This is a genomic window from Fluviicola sp. (assembly GCF_039596395.1).
GTDB lineage: Bacteria > Bacteroidota > Bacteroidia > Flavobacteriales_D > Crocinitomicaceae > Fluviicola.
In genome coordinates, this window is sequence record NZ_JBCNJT010000001.1 from 902,909 (window position 1) to 925,984 (window position 23,076).

At 42.6% G+C, this 23,076-nt stretch carries 20 protein-coding genes and 1 riboswitch; of the genes, 7 read left to right on the plus strand and 13 right to left on the minus strand.

What is annotated here, in order from left to right; translation table 11 throughout:
* Positions 1–59: 59 nt before the first annotated feature.
* The 9 genes from ABDW02_RS03765 to ABDW02_RS03805 all read right to left on the minus strand — a co-directional run bounded on the left by ABDW02_RS03765 (position 60) and on the right by ABDW02_RS03805 (position 9,946).
* Positions 60–2,012 (minus strand): gliding motility-associated C-terminal domain-containing protein, encoded by a 1,953-nt coding sequence (locus tag ABDW02_RS03765; protein ID WP_343632233.1) that lies wholly within the window; start codon positions 2,010–2,012, stop codon positions 60–62.
* Between the two features lie 7 nt (positions 2,013–2,019).
* On the minus strand, positions 2,020–2,478 hold the full coding sequence (locus tag ABDW02_RS03770) for a hypothetical protein (protein ID WP_343632235.1): 459 nt from the start codon (positions 2,476–2,478) through the stop codon (positions 2,020–2,022).
* Between the two features lie 178 nt (positions 2,479–2,656).
* Complete coding sequence (locus tag ABDW02_RS03775; protein WP_343632237.1) at positions 2,657–3,577, minus strand: TIGR01777 family oxidoreductase; 921 nt, start codon at positions 3,575–3,577, stop codon at positions 2,657–2,659.
* 12 nt (positions 3,578–3,589) lie between these two features.
* Positions 3,590–4,417, minus strand: a complete 828-nt coding sequence (locus ABDW02_RS03780; protein WP_343632239.1) for a hypothetical protein — start codon at positions 4,415–4,417, stop codon at positions 3,590–3,592.
* 78 nt (positions 4,418–4,495) lie between these two features.
* Entirely contained in the window at positions 4,496–4,993 is a 498-nt protein-coding gene (locus ABDW02_RS03785; RefSeq protein ID WP_343632241.1) for a MarR family transcriptional regulator, read from the minus strand.
* 46 nt (positions 4,994–5,039) lie between these two features.
* Entirely contained in the window at positions 5,040–6,017 is a 978-nt protein-coding gene (locus ABDW02_RS03790) for a T9SS type A sorting domain-containing protein (RefSeq protein WP_343632243.1), read from the minus strand.
* Positions 6,010–7,005, minus strand: coding sequence for a YncE family protein (locus tag ABDW02_RS03795; protein ID WP_343632245.1), 996 nt, complete (start codon positions 7,003–7,005; stop codon positions 6,010–6,012). The genes ABDW02_RS03790 and ABDW02_RS03795 overlap by 8 nt, the downstream gene beginning before the upstream one ends.
* Before the next feature lie 55 nt (positions 7,006–7,060).
* On the minus strand, positions 7,061–8,965 hold the full coding sequence (locus ABDW02_RS03800) for a TonB-dependent receptor plug domain-containing protein (protein ID WP_343632247.1): 1,905 nt from the start codon (positions 8,963–8,965) through the stop codon (positions 7,061–7,063).
* A gap of 30 nt (positions 8,966–8,995) precedes the next feature.
* Positions 8,996–9,946, minus strand: a complete 951-nt coding sequence (locus ABDW02_RS03805) for a DUF4465 domain-containing protein (protein WP_343632249.1) — start codon at positions 9,944–9,946, stop codon at positions 8,996–8,998.
* 114 nt (positions 9,947–10,060) lie between these two features.
* Positions 10,061–10,258: riboswitch (cobalamin riboswitch) on the minus strand.
* A 275-nt stretch (positions 10,259–10,533) separates the two neighbouring features.
* Here ABDW02_RS03805 and ABDW02_RS03810 point away from each other — a divergent pair.
* From ABDW02_RS03810 to ABDW02_RS03825, 4 genes are all read left to right on the plus strand, one after another.
* A complete protein-coding gene (locus ABDW02_RS03810; RefSeq protein WP_343632251.1) occupies positions 10,534–11,163 on the plus strand; it encodes a tetratricopeptide repeat protein in 630 nt (209 codons plus the stop codon).
* A gap of 12 nt (positions 11,164–11,175) precedes the next feature.
* On the plus strand, positions 11,176–11,664 hold the full coding sequence (ribH, locus tag ABDW02_RS03815; RefSeq protein ID WP_343632253.1) for a 6,7-dimethyl-8-ribityllumazine synthase: 489 nt from the start codon (positions 11,176–11,178) through the stop codon (positions 11,662–11,664).
* Positions 11,665–11,734: 70 nt separating this feature from the next.
* Positions 11,735–13,120: a phosphoglucosamine mutase gene (gene glmM / locus ABDW02_RS03820; RefSeq protein WP_343632255.1), complete on the plus strand. Its 1,386-nt coding sequence runs from the start codon at positions 11,735–11,737 to the stop codon at positions 13,118–13,120.
* A gap of 223 nt (positions 13,121–13,343) precedes the next feature.
* A complete protein-coding gene (locus tag ABDW02_RS03825) occupies positions 13,344–15,023 on the plus strand; it encodes a DUF4139 domain-containing protein (protein ID WP_343632257.1) in 1,680 nt (559 codons plus the stop codon).
* A 135-nt stretch (positions 15,024–15,158) separates the two neighbouring features.
* Here the strand turns inward: ABDW02_RS03825 and ABDW02_RS03830 are convergent, their stop codons facing one another.
* Complete coding sequence (locus ABDW02_RS03830) at positions 15,159–15,566, minus strand: DUF983 domain-containing protein (RefSeq protein WP_343632259.1); 408 nt, start codon at positions 15,564–15,566, stop codon at positions 15,159–15,161.
* 297 nt (positions 15,567–15,863) lie between these two features.
* On the opposite strand from ABDW02_RS03830, the gene ABDW02_RS03835 reads away from it, so the two are divergent.
* The 3 genes from ABDW02_RS03835 (at position 15,864) to ABDW02_RS03845 (ending at position 19,790) form a co-directional block, all read left to right on the plus strand.
* Complete coding sequence (locus ABDW02_RS03835) at positions 15,864–18,086, plus strand: C25 family cysteine peptidase (protein WP_343632261.1); 2,223 nt, start codon at positions 15,864–15,866, stop codon at positions 18,084–18,086.
* Between the two features lie 124 nt (positions 18,087–18,210).
* Complete coding sequence (locus ABDW02_RS03840) at positions 18,211–19,440, plus strand: NAD(P)/FAD-dependent oxidoreductase (protein WP_343632263.1); 1,230 nt, start codon at positions 18,211–18,213, stop codon at positions 19,438–19,440.
* The gene (locus tag ABDW02_RS03845; protein WP_343632265.1) at positions 19,437–19,790 is read left to right on the plus strand and encodes a hypothetical protein; all 354 of its coding nucleotides are present in this window, start codon (positions 19,437–19,439) and stop codon (positions 19,788–19,790) included. The genes ABDW02_RS03840 and ABDW02_RS03845 overlap by 4 nt, the downstream gene beginning before the upstream one ends.
* Here the strand turns inward: ABDW02_RS03845 and ABDW02_RS03850 are convergent, their stop codons facing one another.
* The 3 genes from ABDW02_RS03850 to dnaA all read right to left on the minus strand — a co-directional run bounded on the left by ABDW02_RS03850 (position 19,791) and on the right by dnaA (position 22,991).
* Positions 19,791–20,729 (minus strand): M20/M25/M40 family metallo-hydrolase, encoded by a 939-nt coding sequence (locus tag ABDW02_RS03850; protein WP_343632267.1) that lies wholly within the window; start codon positions 20,727–20,729, stop codon positions 19,791–19,793. It abuts the gene before it with no gap.
* Positions 20,713–21,345 (minus strand): YigZ family protein, encoded by a 633-nt coding sequence (locus ABDW02_RS03855; RefSeq protein WP_343632269.1) that lies wholly within the window; start codon positions 21,343–21,345, stop codon positions 20,713–20,715. Before ABDW02_RS03855 ends, ABDW02_RS03850 begins: the two co-directional genes overlap by 17 nt.
* Before the next feature lie 215 nt (positions 21,346–21,560).
* Positions 21,561–22,991: a chromosomal replication initiator protein DnaA gene (dnaA, locus tag ABDW02_RS03860; protein ID WP_144331727.1), complete on the minus strand. Its 1,431-nt coding sequence runs from the start codon at positions 22,989–22,991 to the stop codon at positions 21,561–21,563.
* Positions 22,992–23,076: the final 85 nt, after the last annotated feature.

The following is a 23,076-nucleotide window of genomic DNA, read 5'->3' on the forward strand; positions in this document are numbered from 1 at the left end:
AAAAGTAAAAAAAAAGCCCCGACATTTATCGTCGGGGCTTTCCTAAAAAAGTGAATTTATTATCTTACAAGGTGAACAAAAGTTTGTCCTTCGACTACTTTCTCGCCTTTTACACTTGAGATTTTGTAAGTAACGAAATATACTCCGTCAGCCGGAACAACTCCGTCAATTTTTCCATCCCATTTCGGATTCATACCTGATCCCTGGAATACGGTATTTCCCCAACGGTTTACAACACTGAATTCAATGTTTGAATAGTTGGTAACTACGAATTCAAAGAAATCATTGTCTCCGTCACCATTCGGTGTAAAGATGTTCGGAATGTCGAATACAGGCTCAGGGAACAAACAAGATCCGTCGTTTTGAACTGCTGTAGGATCATAGTTGATTGCCAACGGGTCTGTACATCCACATGTTTGTGCGGAAACTGTCACATAAGCTGTATCAGAACAGTTTGCATCGTCATAAGCAACCAACATAATTACTGCATTACCGGAATAAGTGTGGTTTTGAGTATTTGCGTTGTTTACGTTGATAACCGTTCCGTCACCAAAATCCCACAGGTAATGTGTTGAATTCTGACTATTGTTTTCAAATGCAACGTTGAATGGTGTACAACCAGCCAACGGATCTGCATCGATAATGGCTACAGGAGCATTTTTAATGCTGATCTGAACGCTGTCCATATCCGAACAAACATCATCCGTTACCATGAAGTAGTACCATCCCGGAGAACGGTTTGTCCAAACAGTTGAGTTGATGAATGAAGGATTCGTTGCTCCCGGTCCATGCCAGTTGTACATAGGCTGGTTGTTTACAGCAGTAAGTCCTGAAACATAAGCTACAACAGCTCCGTCAGTCAAACATGAACTGGCATCATAAGCAACCAGTGAATCGATATTCAGGATTTTATTGACCACGAGGGTGACGCTATCCTGCCTGTTGAATCCACAACCGTCTGTAATGGTAACGTGATAAGTAATCGAATCATGTTCAGCACCACCTGTAGGTAAAGCCTGCGGATTGCTGGTACTTGAAAGATCTGTCCAGTTAACAGAATATGGAGGAATTGATCCTGAAATGTTTGTTACCTGAACGGAAGGATTTGTTGTAGGACAGTAAGAATAAGCGTAATCCTGCAAGTTGTATGTTAAGTTATCATCATACGAGTGAATAGTCACCGGTGAAGATGTACACTGTAACACGCCGGATGAATCGTATACTGCAATTGTGAATGTTGAATCCGTACCTGCAGGTCCTGCAATGATATCATTGGAATCTCCTGTTAAACCGTTGCTCCAAAGCAATGTAAGGGCTGCAGAACAGTTTCCTCCCATCGCGTTAATAACGATGTTATCCAATCCCCAGTTGTCATACCCGTTTCCGGATGTGTTTTGCTGGTACCATCTGAAAGCTGTGTTGGTAGTATTCGCTGCTGCAGGAATAGGAACCGTGTATGCTCCCCAAACTGACATAGATGTTGTACCTGTTGCATAGGGAGTCATAGTTGTAGGGATACTTGTTAAAACAGTTCCGTCCCATGTCCAGTAAGCCATAGTTATCCATGTAGCTCCGCCGTCAGTACTATACTGCAAAGCAACACCCTCATTCCACTGGTCAAGCTGCTCACATGGAGAAGAGATTGTATTCGCATAAATCATTTCGAAGTTTACATAACCACCCGGACAGTGAATATCGAAACCAGCCGTTGTAATACCCGGAGTCACACCCGATGAAGAGGTAGATGCCCAGTAGAACGGAGTTCCGTCAGGCGAAGCCGGAGCACATGAAGGTGTAAATCCAAGACCTCCCACTGTTGACCAACCCGAAGGAATGGAACTTGTGTTGAAGTCGAAAGATTGGTTGGAGTTCAAAATGGATGCCAGTACGTCTACAGTTACAGGAGTACCCGGACAAACCGTTGTATCCAATGGTGAAACGGAAACGTAGCACTGACCGAATAATTGGCTTGAAGTGGCCAAAACACCGAAGAATAGTAATAATTTTTTCATAACTAACTTATTTAATGATTAGGTTTTCCGTACTGATGTATAGAGGATTCCAACCATTTTTCTGATTGTGGTTGATCAAAAGTTCAGACAACGGAGAACGCCCGTTTGAAGGATTTCCTTCGATGGACGAATGTGCCGGAATAGTCAACGTTTTATAGTATTCACGGCTGCTGCAACCATTACAGCCCATATTGTAATGTACTGCCAAAGAATAAGCAACTGTTAAGTCTTTATCTGTTGTGTTTTCCAATTTAACGATAACATATTCCACATCTAAAGGCCCGCCTTCAGCTGTGTGGATTTCTTTTTTGGAAAAGAATTTGATTCCCTGTACTTCCTGGAAAAGGTTCCATTCATTTTTAATAGTAGTTACCGGTATCTTGCTTTGGGAAAAAACATTACCGCTCAACATCAGGAAACCCAGAGCCAGTAAGGTTAATTTTGCTAATACGCCTATTTTCTTCATAATCTCAAGTTTGATTCGTTGGTTATAAAACGAAATAATTAATTAATACGTTGCGTGAAGGTATGCATAATTTGAAAAAAAGGTTGTTTTGGCAGAGCTATTATGTTAAAATATAATGAATTTATGTCCTTCTGTTAGAAGTCTAAAAAAGGAACGTCAAATAACACATAGCTGATAGTTAGTGCTTTAGTTCTTCCAAACAAGCCCGGACAGTCGGGAATTCAAAATGAAAATCTTCCTGTAGTAAATTTTCCGGAAATATGTACCTGCTCTTTAAAATCAATTCGGTTTCCGTTCCCAGAAAAACAACTCCCAATTGCAGCATCCATTTGGGTTGATTGATGAAATAAGGAATGGCAAGACTATCGCGCAGTTCTTTTTGAAATACCTGGTTTCGAACCGGATCCGGAGAACCGAAATTATAAATAGCAGGAGGGTTTTCCTTTTCAGCTACAAAGAAAAGTGCCCTGCAAAAATCACGGATGTGTATCCAGCTGATCAGTTGATTTCCCGGCCCCATTTTTCCTCCCAATCCAAAACGCGCCAGTTTTTTCAGCACCGGGTAAACACCACCGTTTTTGCCCAGTACAATGGTAGAACGCAGGGCGATTTGTTTGGTAGGAAGATCTTTGAAGGCGAAGAATTCTTTTTCCCAGGCCTTACAAACGTTGACAGAAAAACCTTTCCCGATAATTCCGTTTGCTTCTGTGTTCGGATGGTCGAGGGAATGTTCATAAATCGTGGCGCTTGCAACATTGATCCAGCAAACGGGTTTTTGTTCGCAATCCTGGATAGCCTCACCGATAATGCGGGTACTGTCCAACCTGGAAGCGAAAATAGCTGCTTTATTCTTTGCAGTATACCGGCAATTCACGGATTTTCCGGCAAGATTGATTACCAAATCAGCTCCTTCGAGCTCTTTTGCCCAGGGACCGGTTGTTTTTCCGTCCCATAACACATTCTTGATTCCTTCGGGAAGTTGCAGCATCGGTTTTCTGGATACGGCAACCAGCTGATAATCTTTTTGATACTCGTTGGTATAATCGATGATGGATTCTCCGATGAACCCGTTTGCAGCGAAGAGAACGATTTTTTTCATAATAGCAAAGTTTTAAAGTTGGAAAACGAGCGGGTAAATGCACAATCGGAATAAAATCCAGCTGAGGCTTAATTTTTGACTCCAGTCTTTCAGTGCAAGCCGTCTTTTGTGCCCAAAGAACATGAATGCAACCGTTGTTCCGTAACAAACAACTGCCAGAAAGTCGGTGTGGATTCCGGTGAAGTCTAAAAATTTCAGTCCGATCCCAAAAACGAGCAGTGCAAGCGCTCCCAGGAAAGAAGTGAAGACCAGGTGCCCTAAATAATCATAACTGTTTTCCTGTCCCAGGGCAGTGAATGCCAGCCACTGAAAACCAATTTGAGCGAGTAGTAAAAGAATATCGTTTACAGGATTGAGTACCAGGTAATCAGTCAGAAAACTTTCGAAGTACCAATGAACGATCAGGTAAGTCAGATAACTCATCAGACCGATGAAAATGATTCGCCAGGTAAGAGATTTGGCAGGTTCGCATGCCACACATTCGAAGTTTCTTTTTTTAACCGGTGCGAAAATTCTCCGGTTGTAACTGAAGAGTAAATAAAGCAATTTGAGCAACCAGTTAATGGGTTTGAAATTTCCAAGAATACGTACGAGTATAAACCTTTTTCCCAGAAGAGCTACCAATCCGTCAATTCCGTAAAGAACTTCGTTTGTCTGGTGATTGAGACAGGCAATTTTTGTTTGCGCAATATTGGTATCTATGTCGTTGGGATGCGCTGCAACATATTGGTTGTAAGAAATCCGTCCGTCGGGTTCGATAATTCTGTATTTCACAAAGATGCGTGTGTACCAGCGGCACAGCGGACAATCTTCGTCGTAGAGTAGTGCAATATTTTCCATGATATTTTTATTTATTATTAATTCAAAACTTTCAATATATTTTGAAAATTAAATTCAAAAAAAGGGAACTAAGTCCTTCTATTTGAATAAATTCAATATTTTTCCAAAGAACACGTGTTCGTCTGCTTTCATTAAAGTGCTCGACAAAGAATCCAATCGGCTCACCAAACGTTCGATGTTTTCGATGGTAGCCACGAAGGAAATCGACTCGTAGGATTGTTCTACTTTTTTTAGTTCCGCCAAATGCTGCTGCAAAGGTTCAAGCTCTCTTCGCTTGCGTTCTTTTACAATGCGTTTGGCCACTTCCCACATATCTTTTTCTGCCCGGAAATATTCTTTGCGGTCGCCGGCAATGCTCTCTTTGTAAATTAAATTCCAATTAGCCAATTCACGGATATTCATATTGGCATTCCCGCGTGAAATGGAAAGCCGCTCCATAATGTCTTCCGTACAAAGCGGACTGTCACTTACAATTAAAAGCGCATGGACCTGGGCCATGGAACGATTGATTCCCCATTGAGTACCGAAGTTTCCCCATGTCTGAATGAATTGCTGCTTGGCTTGTTCTAATTCCATGAATCAAATATATACAATATTTTCAATAATAATTGAAAATTGGAATTTATTTTTTCAAAATATTCAACCTCTGTTGTTTACCGTTTTGAATGAGCTGCAATTGGTACATTCCGGTAGCAAAATCTTCCATGGAAATGAACGTTGAGTGGGTATGATTGGCTGTCAGCAATAATCGTCCGTCGGGAGCATACAGGTTTAAAATTGCTTCGCCGTTAAGGGTAACTTGGAGTTGATCGGTTGCTGGATTCGGGAATGCCTGTACATTCAAAGCTTCCAGGTCTGTCAATCCTAGCGTTCCATTGATAATACCGATCGCTTCCAGGTCAAAACCGCCTGATTCGAAAGCTGTGGGATAAGGATCGTTGATAATCATCCCGAATTGATCGGTAGTTACATGACCCGAGATCGCACCGATTGCATCAATGACTCTGACCAATGTTACGGCAGATTTGTTCAGGTCCGGGTCGTTTGGAAGATCACTCAGATCAAAAGGAGTTCCGTAGCCGATACGGTATTTTCCCGCCAGGTTATTGATCATTCTGCAATCCGTATAGGAAGCGTTGGAAGCCTGTGTGACTGTCTGGACTTCACTGGTAGAGGGGAAACGGAAAAAGTGAACACCGTCGGAGCTGACTTCTACGTGAGCCATTTCAATGTAATCATCCATAAATCCATTCTCGAAAATGGCAAAATCGTAACCCGGGCCATCCATAATGAATTGGTCGAAGCTTAAGGTTGCAATGCCACTGTCTCCCAGGGAAACAACATCAGTAACGGATCCGGTTGCAGGCCCCAACGCCAGGTTCAGGTTCCCGAAACTTGCCCGGTTTGATCCGCTTACTATAATGGTGGTATCCGCAATATCCAGATAACCTCTTTGAATTGTTCCTCCGCTTGCCCATGAAACAAAACAGGAACTGTCTTTTTTTATGGCATTCGTTCCAGGGTTTCCCGGAGCAGGATGAAAACTTTGAGCATTTACAAAGCCAGGCAGGATTAAAAGGAATAGAATGAGCTTATTCATAGATTAAAATGCTTGTTGGGTTTAATCCCACGTTATAACTTGTTTCAAAATTGCCGTTCGCAGAAAATACATGAACCTGTCCGGTCACGGTGTAATTTTTTGCATCCAGACAATAGACTTTGTTGGTGATGTTGGAATAGTAGATACCATACAATGTCTGGATTCCGGAAGTCGAAATGTATTGCGGGTTGACAATGGTTTCCGTATTGGTATCGAAGAGCGCAATGCGGTTATTTCCCGAACTGAAATCGTGGTAAGAGATCAGGAAGTTGTTAGTGAACCGCGAAATTCCGCTGGCATCGAATGTGAAGGATTGCGCCAGTGTGTTCGTATTGGCATTGATGCGGTGCATGCGTGAAGGAATGGAGGCGTAATCACCGCGTGTGATGACATACACATCTCCGCCCGGGTCCGTTTGAATGGATCCGGGGTTTTTACCGACTGTGATCCGGGTGATTTCCTGTAAACTTCCCAAATCAATGACGGAAACGGTGCTGTCGACATTCGGGAAGTTCAATCCTCCTGAATTTGCAACAAACAATTTTCCGTTGCTAACTGTGAGCCCTTCCGGGTTTGCGCCGACCTGAATGCGATTGGTAATACTCAATGAAGCGGTGTCCAATACGTCTACAAATCCATCATAACAAGTAATGTATGCTTTCGGTCCGTAGAAGGTAATGTAACGCGGCTGTTTTGGAGTTCCGTTGGCAATCATGGAAATCTGGCTGATGCTGTTCCCAGTGGAGGCGTCGAGTATTTCCAGCGTACTGGAAACATTCACAATGACGTAAATCTTTCCTCCGTAACGCTGCATGTCGTTTCCGGTGTCGCCCAGTGAACGATTGGTTTTTTGCTCGAAAAAATTGCTCGTATAAGCGTTTTCAGAAAAACTGTACCAACCCAAAGTAGCATTGTTTTGCTGGAACAACCCTTCGTTCAGAACGAGCATTCCATGCTGAAGCGTTTGCGGGGCTTCCGGTTCTTCCACCTTTTTCTTTTTACAGGAAAATGCGAAAAGGGCAATCACGGGTATGAGAAGAATTTTAGAGTGCATATTGAAGTCTGATATTAAAATGTGTTCCCGGCATTACAAAGTAATTGATATAACTGTATTGCCTGTTGGTAATATTATTGACGCTCAGGCGAAGGGTGAGTTCGCTGGATTTTAATTTTTGCGTGTAAGAAGCTCCTGCATCCAGTAAGAAATAGCCTTCGAGCAAATTCGACGGAATATTCTGGTTCAGTGCATAGCGCTCACCCAAATAAGATCCCAGAACGTAGAAATTCAACCTTTTCCAGGAATAATCGAGTTCCACGCTTCCGGAGTGCAGGGGCGAATAACTCAATAGGTGTCCGTAAGTCGGGCTGAGTGGATCGCTGATGTCCTGCGTGTACTGGAAGGTATAGTTGATGCGCATTCCTAAAGTATGTTGTTTGATCTTTTTCTGGATGAATTCGGTAAATTCCACTCCCCAGGCATCGGATATCCCGATGTTTTGAATGCTCCAGATGAAGAGGTTTTTGGTCGGAATTGCCAGGATTTTGTCGTAGACATATGAATAGAACGGCTGGATCATTGTTTGAGAAATCCCCTTTTTGAAGGGAAGTGTCAGATCGTAACGCAGCGAAGCAATGTGTGCTTTTTCAGTCCGGAGTTTGGTGTTCCCGATTTGCTGGTAGTACAGTTCGCTGAAGGAAGGCTGCCGGCAAGTATACCGGTAAACGACCCCAATCCTGTTTTTGCTTCCAAGGTCGAAACTCCAGGAAGCGGCCGGTAATAAGTTCCATTGACTGTTGAGCGTGGTGTCGCGCTTTTCAAAAACACCCTGTAGTCCCACTTGGACCAGAATTTTCCCGATGGCTTTCCATTCAATCCCCAACAGGCTTTCGGAAGTATTCCGGTAAGGGTTCCCGACCAATGTTTTTCCTTTCAATTCTTCAGAAATGAAGGAACTTCCGATCAGTAAGTCTAATTTTTCCGTGATGGAATAAGCAGCCTGTGATTGTGCATCAAATTGGGCCGAATAATAGCGTGAATCGAGATAGCCTTGTGAATTCAGGTAAGTGGAATCCAGGTATTGAAGGTTATTCTTTTGATAATTGACCGAAGAAAATACATTCCAGCGGTTCTTTTGGAATTGATGGTTCAAAGCTCCGCTGAGTCCGTAACCGTTTAAATATTGCGCGGCGTTGCTGTTGTAGAAGATTACTGCTCCTGCCAGTTCTTTGCGGTATTCATTTCCGGAAACCCGGAGTTGAAAGCGGTGGTATTGATTGGGTGAAAACTGAATGGAGGCGGTCCCGAAATATTCCAGTAAACTGTTGTTTTCTCTCCGGTCTTTGATGGTTGTATTGCCGTTCAGGTAGGTGTAAGGGTAGGATCCTCCGTATGAACGGATTTTCCCGGTTAGTGTTCCGGCCCATTTTGCAGAACGTTTTTGCAGCATCAAATAACCTTCGTATTGATCAAACGATCCGGCTTGCGCACCAAGGATAAAATTTCGCTGGTTTGTGCCTACGTACGAATGAACGGATTCGACATTGACAACCACTCCGGCAAGTTTTGCATGAATGGGGATTTGAGTGCGGGTAGGGGAAAGGGTGATTAATTCCAGTTTTTCAATGAAATCAACAGGGAAGGAACTAAGATCTGCCTGGCCGCTTTGTGTGGTCGAAACGGAAGAATGGTCCTGGACCAAAGCGGTATGTCCGGCGCCCAAACTGCGAAAACTGACGGTTTTCAGTCCGCCGACATCTCCGTAGTTTTTAATTTGAAGTCCGGGAAGCAGGTTCAGGATCTGTCCCAGGTCATTGGCTAATTTGTTCTGGATTTTATCTTTCGATAATTCGATCTGAATGCTGTTTTCCTTTTCGTTGACCGGAGAAATAACCACCTCTTCAATAGGTTTAACCTCCTGCCCGAAAACCGGACAAGAGGTTGCAATCAACAGGGTTGGTATGGAAAACCGTAAAAACAATTAGATCTTGCTGATGCGAGTTCGTGCAATTCCTTCGGAAGTGCTTGTTTCAATCAGGTACGTTCCGGCCTGGACCGCGCTTAAATCAATTTCCTGGATTCCGTTTGTTTGTTGGGATAAGATCAATTCTCCCGACAAAGCGTAAACATTGATTTGTCCGTTGGCAGATTTAACCGTGAATTTTCCCGTAGAAGGGTTCGGATAAACTTCCTGGCTCGCAAGGCTTAATTTGTTCAGGGAAGCGGTTCCGTATGTGATATTATCCAAGGCAAAATAAGCCGGAGTATTGATTCCCCAGGAACCTACATCGGAAGATTCCAGTTCGAATTCCAGGAACTGAACTTCTCCCAGTGAAGTCAGGTCAACAGTTTGCCAGGTATTTACAATATAATCTTGTGCATTAGTTGCAAAACGGTAATCTGCCAGGTAGAAAACAACCGTATCCGTTGTGTTGCTTTGAGCATCTTTCCCGATGATCAATAAACGGAACCAGTCCTCACCGTTTGTTCCGTCAGGATTTCCCTGAGCATTATTCGGTGAACCGAATACTTTCCCGAAAGCATCACCGTCGCGCATGGAAATAGCAGCGTATGTGGTATTTGTCAACTGAATGCTGCTCAATACTTTTTCAGATCCGAAATCGATGGATGAGTTCCCGTAGTTGACAGCATAATTCTGGCTTCCGTTTCCTCCTGTTCCGGTAAAAGCGGAAAAGTCGTTGGTGTATCCGGCAGTAGTGACATCTGTGGAACTGGAGTAGATAAATCCTCCGGACCAGTAGCCGGAATAGCTGTTTTCAAAATAAACTCCACCGGAAGTAAATCCTCCTGTAGAATCTGAACCGTCCCAATGTGTGTTGGGAGCAAGTGTTAAGTCGTCGAACGTAACAACCGTTTGGGCTTGTGTGTATTGGATGCAGAATACACTAACTGCAAGTAACATTTTTTTCATTGCCTTAAGCATTTAAATGTGAATAAATAAAAGCAAATGAAAAAATCAGAGAATAAGAACAAACTGAGAGAAGGGTTCCCTCATATTCGAACTCGACTTTAATCTGAAGTCTTCATTCAATTCATCGTTCCAGGCAGGTATTCTGACTTCTCTCCGGTTACTTCTCCTTCCCATTCCCGCAGGTGCGGGATCAGTGGATTTATTGAAGACCGTTTGATAAGAGTTACAGCTGCAGATACAGTTTCGGATTCTCACCGAATTCCCTATTGTCTTTTGTAAACTTACAATCGAACCTAAAACGGGGCAAAGGTATCTTTTTTTTGTGAATTGCAAATTGCGAATGACGGATGCCTGATTATTTTGGATGTTCAAATGTTCAAATGTTCAAATGTTCAAATACTTTTTTAAATAATTGTTTGCATCCATTTGATCATTGATCAATTGATAATTATCTTTTCAATTTTCAATTCATTGAACTTTTGAACTGTTTTGAACCTTTTCAACCTTCTTCACATTCACCTTTTAATAAGTTTCAATTCCTAATTCGAAAAAAAGATTATTTTTGCAACGCTTAAATAAATTTTCAAATGGCAGGAACTACCAGTTTTAATGATATTAAACGTCAATTCAAAGACAACAAAAGACTTCGTTTGATCACTTACGCAGTGGTTGGATTAATCGTTGTAATCCTTGGATACATTCTTTACAGACAATTTGTTTACGCTCCGAACAACCTAAAGGCAAACGAAGGTTACTACCGCGGGTTGAATCTGGCAGCGAAAGACTCAGTAGATGCAGCAATTGCAGAATTGGAACCGTTCGTTAAGAAAAATGACGGATATCAGGGTGGTGAAGTAGCTGAGTTTACATTGGCTCGTCAGTACATGGCTAAAGGAGATTTCCAGAAAGCATTGAAATTGCTGGAAGGTGTTAAACTGAAAGATACTTATGGTCCGGCAATGGCACTTGGTTTACAGGGAGATTGCTACAGCGAATTGGGTAAATACAAGGATGCAATGGATATGTATATTGATGCTGCTGAAGCTAATGAGAATGAGTGGACAACACCAACTTATTTGTTCAAAGCAGGTCAGGTTGCAGAAGAAATCAAGGATTTCGAGAAAGCAAAAGAACTTTACGAAAGAATTAACAAGGATTATTACATGTTCGGTCAACAAAAATCGATTGACAAATACATTGCAAGAGTATCCAATTAAATAATTAGAAACGTGGCTACAAGTTTAAAAAACTTATCAGCGTTCGATAAAGATACAATTCCAAACGGTGCCGATTTTTCAATCGGCATTGTTGTTTCTGAATGGAACGGTCATATTACTTCCAAACTCCTGGAGGGAGCAATGGAAACACTTCTGAACGCAGGAGTAAACCAATCAAACATTCATGTGAAGCAGGTTCCGGGGGCATTTGAATTGCCTTTGGGAGCTCAGTGGCTGGCGCAGAACGAACAAATCGACGGAGTGATTGCTATCGGTGTGGTCATCCAGGGAGAAACCAGGCATTTTGACTTTGTTTGTTCCGGAACAACACAGGGTATTGTAGATGTTACCTTAAAGTACAACAAACCGGTAGGATTTTGTTTGCTGACAGACAATACGGAACAGCAATCCATTGACCGTGCAGGAGGAAAACACGGAAATAAAGGTGTGGAAGCTGCAGTGACGGTACTGCGAATGATCGAACTTAAAAGAGAATTATGAATTCAAAATTCAAAATTCAAAAGTTAGGACCTTCTCTTTTGCATTTTGAATTTTACATTTTGAATTTGAAATGACATTAATCAAATCTATTTCAGGAATCAGAGGAACCATCGGTGGTTCTCCGGGAGATAATTTAACTCCGATCGATGCAGTTCAGTTTGCAGCTGCTTACGGAACCTGGCTTCGGTCCGTTTCAGGTACCGGAACATTGAAAGTAGTAGTGGGGAGAGATGCGCGCCTTTCCGGTGAAATGATTTCCACACTGGTTATTCAAACCCTTTCTGGACTCGGGATTGAAGTGATCGATTTGGGATTATCCACCACTCCGACAGTTGAAATGGCGGTTCCTTATCACCAGGCAAACGGGGGAATTATTCTGACAGCTTCACACAATCCGAAACAATGGAATGCCCTGAAGCTATTGAACAGCAAAGGAGAATTTATTTCCGGTGCGGAAGGGGAATTGTTGCTGCAAATCGCTGCTGAAGGAAGCTTCGTTTTCGCGGAAGTGGATGATTTGGGGAAAGTAACGCCCGATACTGAAGCAATTGACAGACATATTGAAGCCATTTGCCAGCTTCCGGATGTGGATATTCCGGCAATTAAAAATGCGAACTTCAAAGTGGTTGTGGATGCCGTGAACTCTACCGGAGGAATTTCTGTTCCGCAATTGCTGCGCAGGATAGGAGTCACCGATATCGTTGAAATGTATTGCGATCCGACAGGACATTTCCCGCATAATCCGGAGCCTTTGAAGGAACACCTGGTAGAATTGTCTGCACGCGTGGTTTCGGAAGGCGCTCATTTGGGAATTACCGTAGATCCGGATGTGGACCGTTTGGCTTTGGTAAACGAGGACGGATCGATGTTCGGGGAAGAATATACACTGGTTGCCGTTTCGGAATACATCCTTTCGAAAAGAAAAGGCGCAACGGTTTCCAATTTGAGTTCTACCAGAGCTTTGAGAGATATTACAGAAGAAGTAGGATGTAATTACCATGCTTCTGCAGTGGGAGAGGTGAATGTGGTAGTGAAAATGAAAGAAACCAACGCAGTAATCGGAGGCGAAGGAAATGGCGGGATCATTTACCCGGACTTACATTATGGAAGAGACTCTTTGGTTGGAATAGCCTTGTTCTTATCGCATTTGGCGCATAAAAAAATGAGTATGACGGCGCTTCGTGCTTCTTACCCGAATTACGAAATGGCGAAGAAGAAAATCGATTTGACCCCGGGAATTGACGTGGATGCAATCCTTGTGAAAATGGCCGACAACTATAAAAACGAAGAAGTGGATACCGTAGATGGTGTGAAAATCTATATCGGGAAAGAATGGGTACACCTGCGTAAAAGCAATACGGAACCGATTATTCGTGTTTATACGGAAAGTAAAGATGCGCAGGCCGCTTCGGATCTGGCAGACCGCATTATCGGAGAGATAAAAGCACTGATTTGATATCAAGGTCACTGAGCGCAGTCGAAGTGACCTTGACAGTCTAAATCATGTATAAATAGTTTAAGGAGGGTTGTTGAGCAAGTCGAAATCACCCTGTCAAATAGGATGTCTTGAAACATTCAAAAAAGGTCACTGAGCGGAGTCGAAGTGACTTTTTTCTTTTTTGTTAAAATTCTTTTGAACGAATTTTCCTTCCGGAAGTACTAAAGGGAAATTGATTCCTATGAAAAGAGTAGTTATTGTCCTCCTGGCGATTCTCCCGAGTTTCCTCTCACTTGCAGCCAACGACAAAGAAATTATTAAATCTTCCATCAGTGAAGTAACGGTTTATACCAGTGGTGCACAGATTTACCGCAAAGCAAATTTCAATGTAAAACCCGGTATTACCGAACTGATCATCGAAGGTGTAAGTCCGAATATTGATCCGAAAAGTTTACAGGTCAAAGCTTTTGGCAATGTGGTGCTGATTGATTCCAAGTACCAGGTTTACTATCCGCAACCAGAAAAGATCAAATTGGAGGGGCTTCCGCTGAAAATCCGCAAAGACATTAACCTCTTGCAGGATTCCATCGACAATATCCAGTTCGACATCAAAGAGATCCAGGATGAGATCGATGTATTGAATACCTCCAAAACTATTCTGACCAACAACGGGGCGATTCGCGGACAAGGAAAAGTGAATGATTCCATCCAGTTATTGAAGCAGGCAATGGATTATTACCAGTTGAAGATGAACGAAATCAACAAAAAATTGCAGATACTCAACAAGCGGATAAAAGCAAAAAACAACACTCTGCAGGAAATGAATACCCGCCTGACGGATCTTCAGAATTATCAATCATCGAATGCACCGAAAATTCCCGAGGGCCCGATTCACCGGATCATTGTGACATTGCAGTCCAAAGAAGTAGTTGCGGGAAGACTGGCCATTTCTTATTTGGCTTCCGGAGCTTCCTGGATTCCTACTTACGATATCCGCAGTGAAATTACTTCCGGGAAGGTTAACCTGGCTTACAAGGCAAATATCCAGCAAAATACCGGTGAAGCGTGGAATGATGTACAATTGACCTTATCAACGAATGATCCGTACCAAAACAAGATCAAGCCCGATTTGCATCCGTGGTATGTGGATTATTACAACTTCGGAGCTATTAATGGTCGCATGAACAGTTACAGCCTGACTCCGGCGCCTTCTATACAATACGATAAAAAAGTGCTTAAAGAGGAAGCGGATGCCGAAACACTGGATATGGAAGGTGAAACTGCAGCAAACTTTACAACCGTTATCAACCGCGTATTGTCTGCGGAATACAAGATAGATCTTCCGTATACGATTGAAAGTAATGATGAAAGTCATTTGGTTTTGGTCCGAAATGTAGACCTGACGGCGAATTACCGTTATTACACCGTTCCTAAAATCGATCCGGGAGTATTCCTGATGGCAGAAGTGTTGAAACTGGAAGATTTACAACTGGTTCCTGCTAGCGCGAATATCTTCTTCGACGGAACTTATATCGGGGAAACATACATCGACCCTACAACCATGAACGATACCTTGAAGCTGAGTTTGGGGAAAGATCCGAACATTGTGGCAAAACGCATTTTGCTGAAAAAAGATTACAAGGAAAAAGTGATTGGAAACGATATGGAGCGCACGTATGCTTATGAAATTTCGGTGAAGAACCTGAAAGCAAATACGATCGAATTGGTCATCGAGGACCAGATTCCTGTAACCAGTAACGGAGAAATCGTTATAGAAGCGATCAATACGGGGAAAGCTGATTATGACAAAACGACTGGAAAATTAACCTGGACATTGGATCTGAAAACCAAAGTCACAGACAAATTTACCTACTCGTTTAAGATCAAATACCCGAAAGATCGAAATGTCATCCTTCAATAATTGTTTTGTAGTTTGAAACAAGTCCCTCAGTTTGCCGGCTGGGGGATTTTTATTTTAGTTCAAAATGTTCAAAATGTTCAAAATGTTCAAAATGTTCAAAATGTTCAAAATTGAGTCTTTAACTTTTGAGCCATTTTAACTCTTTGAACTTTCTTTGAACCTTTCAATTGCTTCCGGATCATACGAAAAGAAAATATTTGCCCAAATGATTTTCGACAAGGCATACAGGTAAGGACTCAGGAAAATGGAAAGCCCGGAAATGACGCAGATTTGCAGCCAGATGTTCGCTTGCGGCATAAATAAATTAAAGCTTACCCAGCAAGCTACAAAAAGTGCGACTCCCAAACCGTATGATACATACATGGCGCCGTAATAAAACCCGATCTCTTTTTCGTATTTCAGACCACAGTTGGGGCAATATGTATAGGTTTTACCGATGTTTTTCATGGAATAGGGATGAGAAAGGAAAAAATCACCTTCCTGGCATCTGGGACATTTCATCTTGAAAATACTGTATAATCTCGATCCTTTTCCGAATAACATCTGTTGCAAATTTGAGCTGGAGCAAAGTTAGAAACACCCTACAGAAGAAAAGGTGATTTACATCATGTTTTAATTTTTTTTCTGAAAAATAATCTTTTTTGAAACCTTTTGCCGGATCTCGCGTTAAGGGAAATAACGGATCAATTATTAACATCTACAGGTTAAGGGAAAGAGGCTAAGTGCAGTTGCATTTGGCCTTTTTCTTTTCAGATACTTGGTGTTACTCCCAGTAGGTATATGTTAATTATTCAGCTTGTTTGGTTATAATCAGTAAATTGGGAGAGCTAAAACAATAAAATGAAAAAAACTCTCCTCCTTTGCTCCATGCTATGTGGATCCTTTCTTTCCAATGCGCAAAGTTTCCAGTTGAAGTCGGAAGACTCCAAAGTGATTGAACTGACGCAGCAATTTACAGAAAAACCTTTTGAATTCAAGGAAATCAACGGGCAGAACATGATTGATTTCTCCCGATCATTCCTGGTTTTATCCCGGGAAAAAGGTGCTCCGGCCCTTCCTTTATTCCACACAACCGTTCAGCTTCCTGAAACCGGGAATCCTGAAATCGAACTAACATTTGACGAAGTAACGATTTACGATAACATGTTGGTAGCTCCGTCAAAAGGAGTTCTCAAGCGAAATGTAGTGCCTTCCTCGGTTGCATATACATTCGGTACGGCTTACAACACCAATGATTTTTATCCGTCTTCCATAGCAACGGTGAAAACTCCGTTTATCTGGAGATCCATGCGTGGTGCGGTGATAGAAGTTTCTCCTTATCAATACAACCCGGTAACCAAACAATTGATCGTTTACAAAGGCATTCACATTACTGTAAAAAAGAATACGGAGATTACCGGAGTGAATGAATTGAACGGTCAAACAGATCCGGTGATGCAGTCGGCTCAGCAGAAATTTGTCTTGAATCCTAAAACGGAGAAATACTCACCGATGGAAGAGAGTGGAAGCATGCTGTTCATTGCTGCTCCGGCTTTAATAGAAGAAATCACGCCGTTGGTGAACTGGAAGAACCAAAAAGGAATCCGGTCTGCACTGGTTTCTACCACTACGACAGGAACAAACGATACCGATATTCAGGCATATATCCAAAATTACTACGCGGCACATCCCGATCTGGTTTATGTGCTTTTGGTCGGAGATCACGACGATATTCCTGCACATACTTATGGCATGTCGGGCGGTGAGAATTTGTATTCGGATTCTTATTACGGCCAATTATCCGGCGGAGATTATTACCCCGAATTGTTTGTGGGCCGTTTTTCCGGTTCGGAAGCAAATATTACAACGATGGTTGACCGCACCCTGGAGTACGAAAAGAACCCGATGGCAGGCGACTGGATGGAAAAAGCGATTGGTTTGGGATCGAATGAAGGCGACGGAATCGGTGACGACGACGAACCGGATTGGCAGCATCTGAGAAATATCCGTACTGTTTTAATGGATTACGGATACTCAGAAGTTTCTGAATTTTATGATGGTTCTCACGGTGGTTCGGATGCTGCCGGAAGCCCGAATTCAGGAATTATTCTTCCTGCAGTAAACAATGGAGTAGGTCTGTTTAATTACACCGGTCATGGCGACGTGAATTTATGTGTAACCGGGAATTTCCAAAGCACACATGTAAACCAGGCGACAAACAATGGAAAATATCCGTTTGTAATCTCTGTTGCCTGTAATAACGGGACTTTCACTTCCGGAACTTGTATTTCTGAGGCATGGACAAGAGCTACTAAAAACGGAACACCATCCGGTGCAATCGGTGCGGCAGGTTCCTCGATTTTGATGGCCTGGGCCGAACCGATGCAAACGCAGGACGAAATGGCGGCAATTATCGGAGAAACATATCCAGCGAATCACAAAACAACATTGGGTGGCTTGTTCTACAATTCACAGATGTCAATGCTGGAAGAATATCCTTCCGGAAGCGGTGTGGAAGTGATGCAAACCTGGGTACTGTTCGGAGACCCTTCGGCGCAGTTCAGAAATAAGCAAACCTTGCCGATTACGGTGACACATACCGGAAATGTTCCCGTGGGTACAACTTCCATTACTGCAACATGCGATGTGGAAGGAGCTTTGGTTGCTGTTTCTCAAAACAATGTGCTTTTGGGTTCTGCAATTGCTTCAGGCGGGCAAGCGGTAATTACTTTTCCGGCCTTAACGACGGATGATTACCTGGTGGTTACGGCAACGAAGCAGAATTATGCAACTTATCAGCATGCTGTACAGGTAGCGAACGGTCCTTTGGGATTGAATGAGCTGCAAATGGAATTGTCGGTATACCCGAATCCGGCAAATGATGAATTGCACTTACTTGTTTCAAACGGTGCAGCGGAATCCTTCCGTATCATTAGCCTGGATGGAAAAGAAGTATTAACGAAACAGTTTTCTAACGGAAACCAGGAGACAATCAATACAGCTTCATTGAGAGCCGGATCCTATATTGTGGAGATTCTTTCCGCGGGACAAAGCGTGCGAAAGAACATCCAGATTTTACACTAAGCATCGGTTCGTAATTTAGCAAACCGGCAAATGAGCAAATTTGTAAACTTACGAAGAGACAGTTAAACGATAGAAAGACCTTTCGGATATCCGGGAGGTCTTTTTTTCTGCTTACTTTTGACCCATGAAAGAATTGGATGTTTTAGTAATCGGTGCCGGAGCGGCAGGTTGTTTTTCGGCAATCAAGGCTTCGGAAAACCATAAACATGCAAAAATTGCCATTCTGGAAAGAAGCTCCAAACCTTTGGCTAAGGTCAAAATATCGGGAGGCGGAAGGTGCAATGTTACCAATGTCATTTCCGAACCGGAAGCATTATCCAAACATTACCCGAGAGGAGAACGCTTCCTGAAAAAAGCATTCTACCAGTTTTCAAGTTCAGATATGAAAAACTGGCTGGAAAACAGGAACGTTCCGTTGAAGCTTTATCCAGACGGATGTTACTTTCCGCTGAGCAATGATTCACAAACGATCATCGACTGTTTCCTGGGCGAATTAAAGAAGAACGGAGTTCAATTATTGTTGAATCAGCGGGTCGAATCCATTAAAAAGCTCGATTCCGGCTTATTTGAAGTTCAAACTCCTGAAGAACTGTTTCGTTCCAAAGCAGTCATTGTAACAACCGGCGGACAGCCAAAGCTATCCGGGTTTGAATTATTGAAAGCCTTTGATCTGAAGATCGTTTCACCGGTTCCTTCGCTTTTTACTTTCAACATGCCAAACGAACCCATTAAGGAACTGATGGGAATTGTCCAGGAAAATGCCGTAGTGAAGATTATCGGGGAGAAATGGACTTCAAACGGACCGTTATTGATCACACATTGGGGAATGAGCGGCCCGGCGGTATTGAAATCATCGGCATTCGGCGCAAGGATCCTTGAAACAAAGGGATACAAATCCCAAATTGCAGTTAACTGGACAGGAGAGGAGAACCAGGAATCGGTGCGCGAAGTGATCCGGGAATTTGTAAAATCCAATAAATTAGTTGTAAATACGCCACTTTATTCCCTGAAATCGAGATTATGGACGTACCTTGTAGAGAAAGCAGGGATTCCAAATCAGTTCAAATGTTCGGAATTGACATCCAAACACCAGAATAAATTGGTGGAAGTCCTGGTAAATGACTTGTATTCCATGGAAGGAAAAACAACCTTTAAGGAAGAATTCGTAACAGCGGGCGGAGTAGATCTGAATGAGATCAACGTACAAACGATGGAAGCGAAGAAAGTTCCCGGGCTCTTTTTTGCCGGTGAAACTTTGGATATCGACGGAGTAACCGGCGGATTCAATTTTCAGGCTGCATGGACTACCGCTGCTATTGCCGGAAAAAACGTATTAAAAACCATTCAGGAATGATTCGAATAGCCCTTTTAACCTTGGTTCTTGGATTGGTGGCTTCGTGCCATCCTCCAAAAGATGTGTCTGTTGCTCAACCGCAGCCGGAAACAAAAACCGGTAATCCTCAACCGGTTGTAACGGACAATGGAATCTATTTTCTGGGAGAAGTACAGATACTCGATTGCGGAGTTGTTATTCAGGTTTTCTCCGGTGAAACACAGCATAAGTATTCTCCCTTGAACTTAGATCCTAAATTTCATGTCGATAAATTGCGCCTGAAACTGAAGTTTGTAGAATTGGACGAACAAGCAACGATTTGTTCCGAGTTCCGGGCAATCGATATCAAAGAAGCTTTTGCCGTTCGCTGATTACAATTGGTCCATCAAAACACGGTATAATTCGATCATCGATTCGATATCCTTCTTGTAAACCTTTTCATTCGGAGTATGCACATTGTCTTCCGCTGCCCCGATAAAGCACCAGTCGATAGGAAGGTCTGATTTCTGTAATACAGAACCGTCGCTTCCTCCGGCAGATTCTACTTCCAATTGATGTTTGATCCCGGATTCTCTGGCAATATTCAGAATCTTGTTCAGGTATTTTCTTCTGGGGATCATGCTGTCGCGCATGGAAATTGCCACTCCGCCTTTGTGAACAACTCCGTGAGTAACCCACGTAATGTCGCAGATTAAAGCTTGCAGCACATCATAAGTGTTCATCAGGTATTTGGCACAAGCTCCGACGGAATTTCCTCCGTGCTCCTCATAAGTTGAAAATACGATTGCTCCGTTTTCCATCGTTTCAGCCAGTTGCAGCGCTACATAAACCCCTAAACGGTTGTCGAGGTAGGGAGACTGAACGTATTCCTTTGTTTCTTTGAAATTGGGTTTGAATGAAAGCAATGTACCGCGATCAACAGTACGGTCGCACGATAACTGAAGGCGCTGTTGATTGTATTCATTCTCAAAGATCATCAGTTCGCCTTCCACAATTCCCTGTGAATCATTTCCGACCAATTGTGTTCCGTCGATATTTTTCGGTCCTCCTACACGGATCAATTCATTCTCATAACCAACGGAATAGCCGATTGTGTCCATATGCGCATAAACAGCCGTTCGTGGATTTCCGAAAACCAGGATCATGGCGTCCTGGAAACCTGCTCCATCAATAATGTGCGGCTTCGATTTCCATGTTCCCTGGTTTCTGAGTACATAGTCTTTGATAAATGACTTGATACGTGATTCATCGCTTGCAAGTCCCTGCACGCTGATAAGATCCTGGAGTAATTGACTATTGGATAATTCCATGGTTTTCTATTCTGATATGTTTTTCTTCCGGAAGCAACAAATTTAATGCTGCAAACTGATCCAGAAGCCCCGATTCCGAAACCGGTAATTGAATACTTAGTTGACAAGATAACTGAAAATCCTGGTTAATGATTTTCGCAGGACTATTTTTTAATAATGCCATGACCTGTGGCATTTCATTGTAATCGTAGAATAGTGTGACACGAATTTCGTCTTCCTGTTCGATAATCCGAGCACTTTCCAAAGCTTCTTTGGAGGCTGTGCGATAAGCATTGATCAAACCGCCGACGCCCAGGTTGACTCCACCGTAATAACGTACCACTGCAATAAGGATGTTTGTAAGATCGAATGATTGGATCTGTCCCAGGATCGGAGCTCCTGCTGAATTGGAAGGTTCACCGTCGTCACTGGCCCGGTATTTTTTCTTATCACTTCCCAAACGGAATGCAGAACAAACATGCACAGCCTGGTAGTGCTCCTTCCGAAGGCGTTGGATATGTTCTTTGATCTCTTCTTCGGTTTTGCACGGAATGGCAAATGCAAGGAATTTAGATCCCTTCTCTTTGTAGAATCCTTCGCTTGGTGCTGTAATTGTTTTGAATTTGCTTTCGGGCATAGGGTTACAAAGATAGGAAGAATGAGATTTTAGAGATTAATTAAAGGGAATACCAAATTTCTTGCTTAAACAGTTTTTATTTAAATACTGATAATCAGGTGTTTAAATAAATATCTGTTCATATCTTTGCGAAGAAGCGAATTCCCGAATTTGCGACTTCTCAAAGAATTGTTTCATAAAACAAAATGGCCTCCGTTTCGGGAAGCCATTTACTATTATTGAATTGTCAATTTCTTTTCCAAATCTTCCAGGTAAACCCGGAATTGTTTGTCTGTTTCCGAAAGGTTAATAACCGTTCTGCAAGCGTGCAATACAGTTGCGTGGTCTTTTCCTCCACAATGCGCTCCGATGCTGGCCAACGATGATTTCGTCATTTTCTTGGAGAAATACATGGAAATCTGACGAGCCTGAACAACTTCACGCTTACGTGTTTTCGATTTCAGCATTTCGATCGGTAAATCGAAGTAATCACAAACTACTTTCTGGATGTAATCGATAGAAACTTCGCGAGCGGTGTTTTTCACGAACTTGTCGATCATTTGTTTCGCCAGGTCCAGCGTAATTGCTTTCTTGTTCAACGAAGCCTGTGCAAGCAGGGAAGTCATCGCACCTTCCATTTCACGGATGTTTGTGTTGATACTGTAAGCAAGGTATTCAACAACTTCACGTGGAAGTTCGATACCGCTGCCATACATTTTCTTCTCCATGATTGCAATACGTGTCTCCAGGTCCGGAGTAGAAAGGTCTGCAGATAATCCCCATTTGAAACGGGACAGCAAACGCTGCTCCATTCCCTGCATTTCAACCGGCGGTTTATCCGAAGTCAAAATGATCTGTTTTCCATTTTGGTGCAAATGGTTGAAGATATGGAAGAAAACGTCCTGTGTCTTTTCTTTTCCGGAGAAGAATTGCACATCATCGATGATCAATACGTCGATCATTTGATAGAAGTGAATGAAATCATTCGTTGTCTGATTGCGGACAGCATCAATGAACTGGTGCGCAAATTTCTCAGAGCTTACATAAAGCACCGTTTTATTCGGAAATTGGTTCTTAACACCGATACCGATAGAATGAGCCAAATGCGTTTTACCCAAACCGACACCTCCGTAAATTAACAAAGGATTAAAAGCAGTTCCTCCGGGTTTGTTTGCAACAGCATATCCTGCTGAGCGAGCCAAACGGTTGCAGTCGCCTTCCACGAAATTCTCGAAGGAATAGGCAGGGTTCAGGTTCGAATCCACATTTACCTTCTTCAATCCCGGGATAATGAACGGGTTTTTAATCGGGTTGTCGCTGATGTTCAAAGGCATGTTTACAGGCGCATTCTTCACCGCTTTCTTGTTCGAAGCCGGAAGTTTAACCGTGTAAGGATTGGAATTGCTGGCAGAATTTTCCATCACAATACTGTATTCCAAATGACCTTCCTGGCCTAGCTCTTTTTTGATTACTTTTTTCAATAAAGTAATGTAATGCTCTTCCAACCATTCATAAAAGAAGTGAGATGGAACTTGTATTGTCAGAATGTTGTTTTCAAGCTTTACGGGAACAATCGGCTCAAACCAGGTTTTGTAGGCTTGAATCGGTAAATTATCCTTGATAACTTTCAGACAGGAATTCCAAATAGCGTCATGGTTGGCACTCATTTAGCAGGGTATTTAAAAGTTTATAATAATTTGTTAATAAAAAAATAATCGGCGTAATAGATTCATAGCTCAAGCGTTAAGCCTC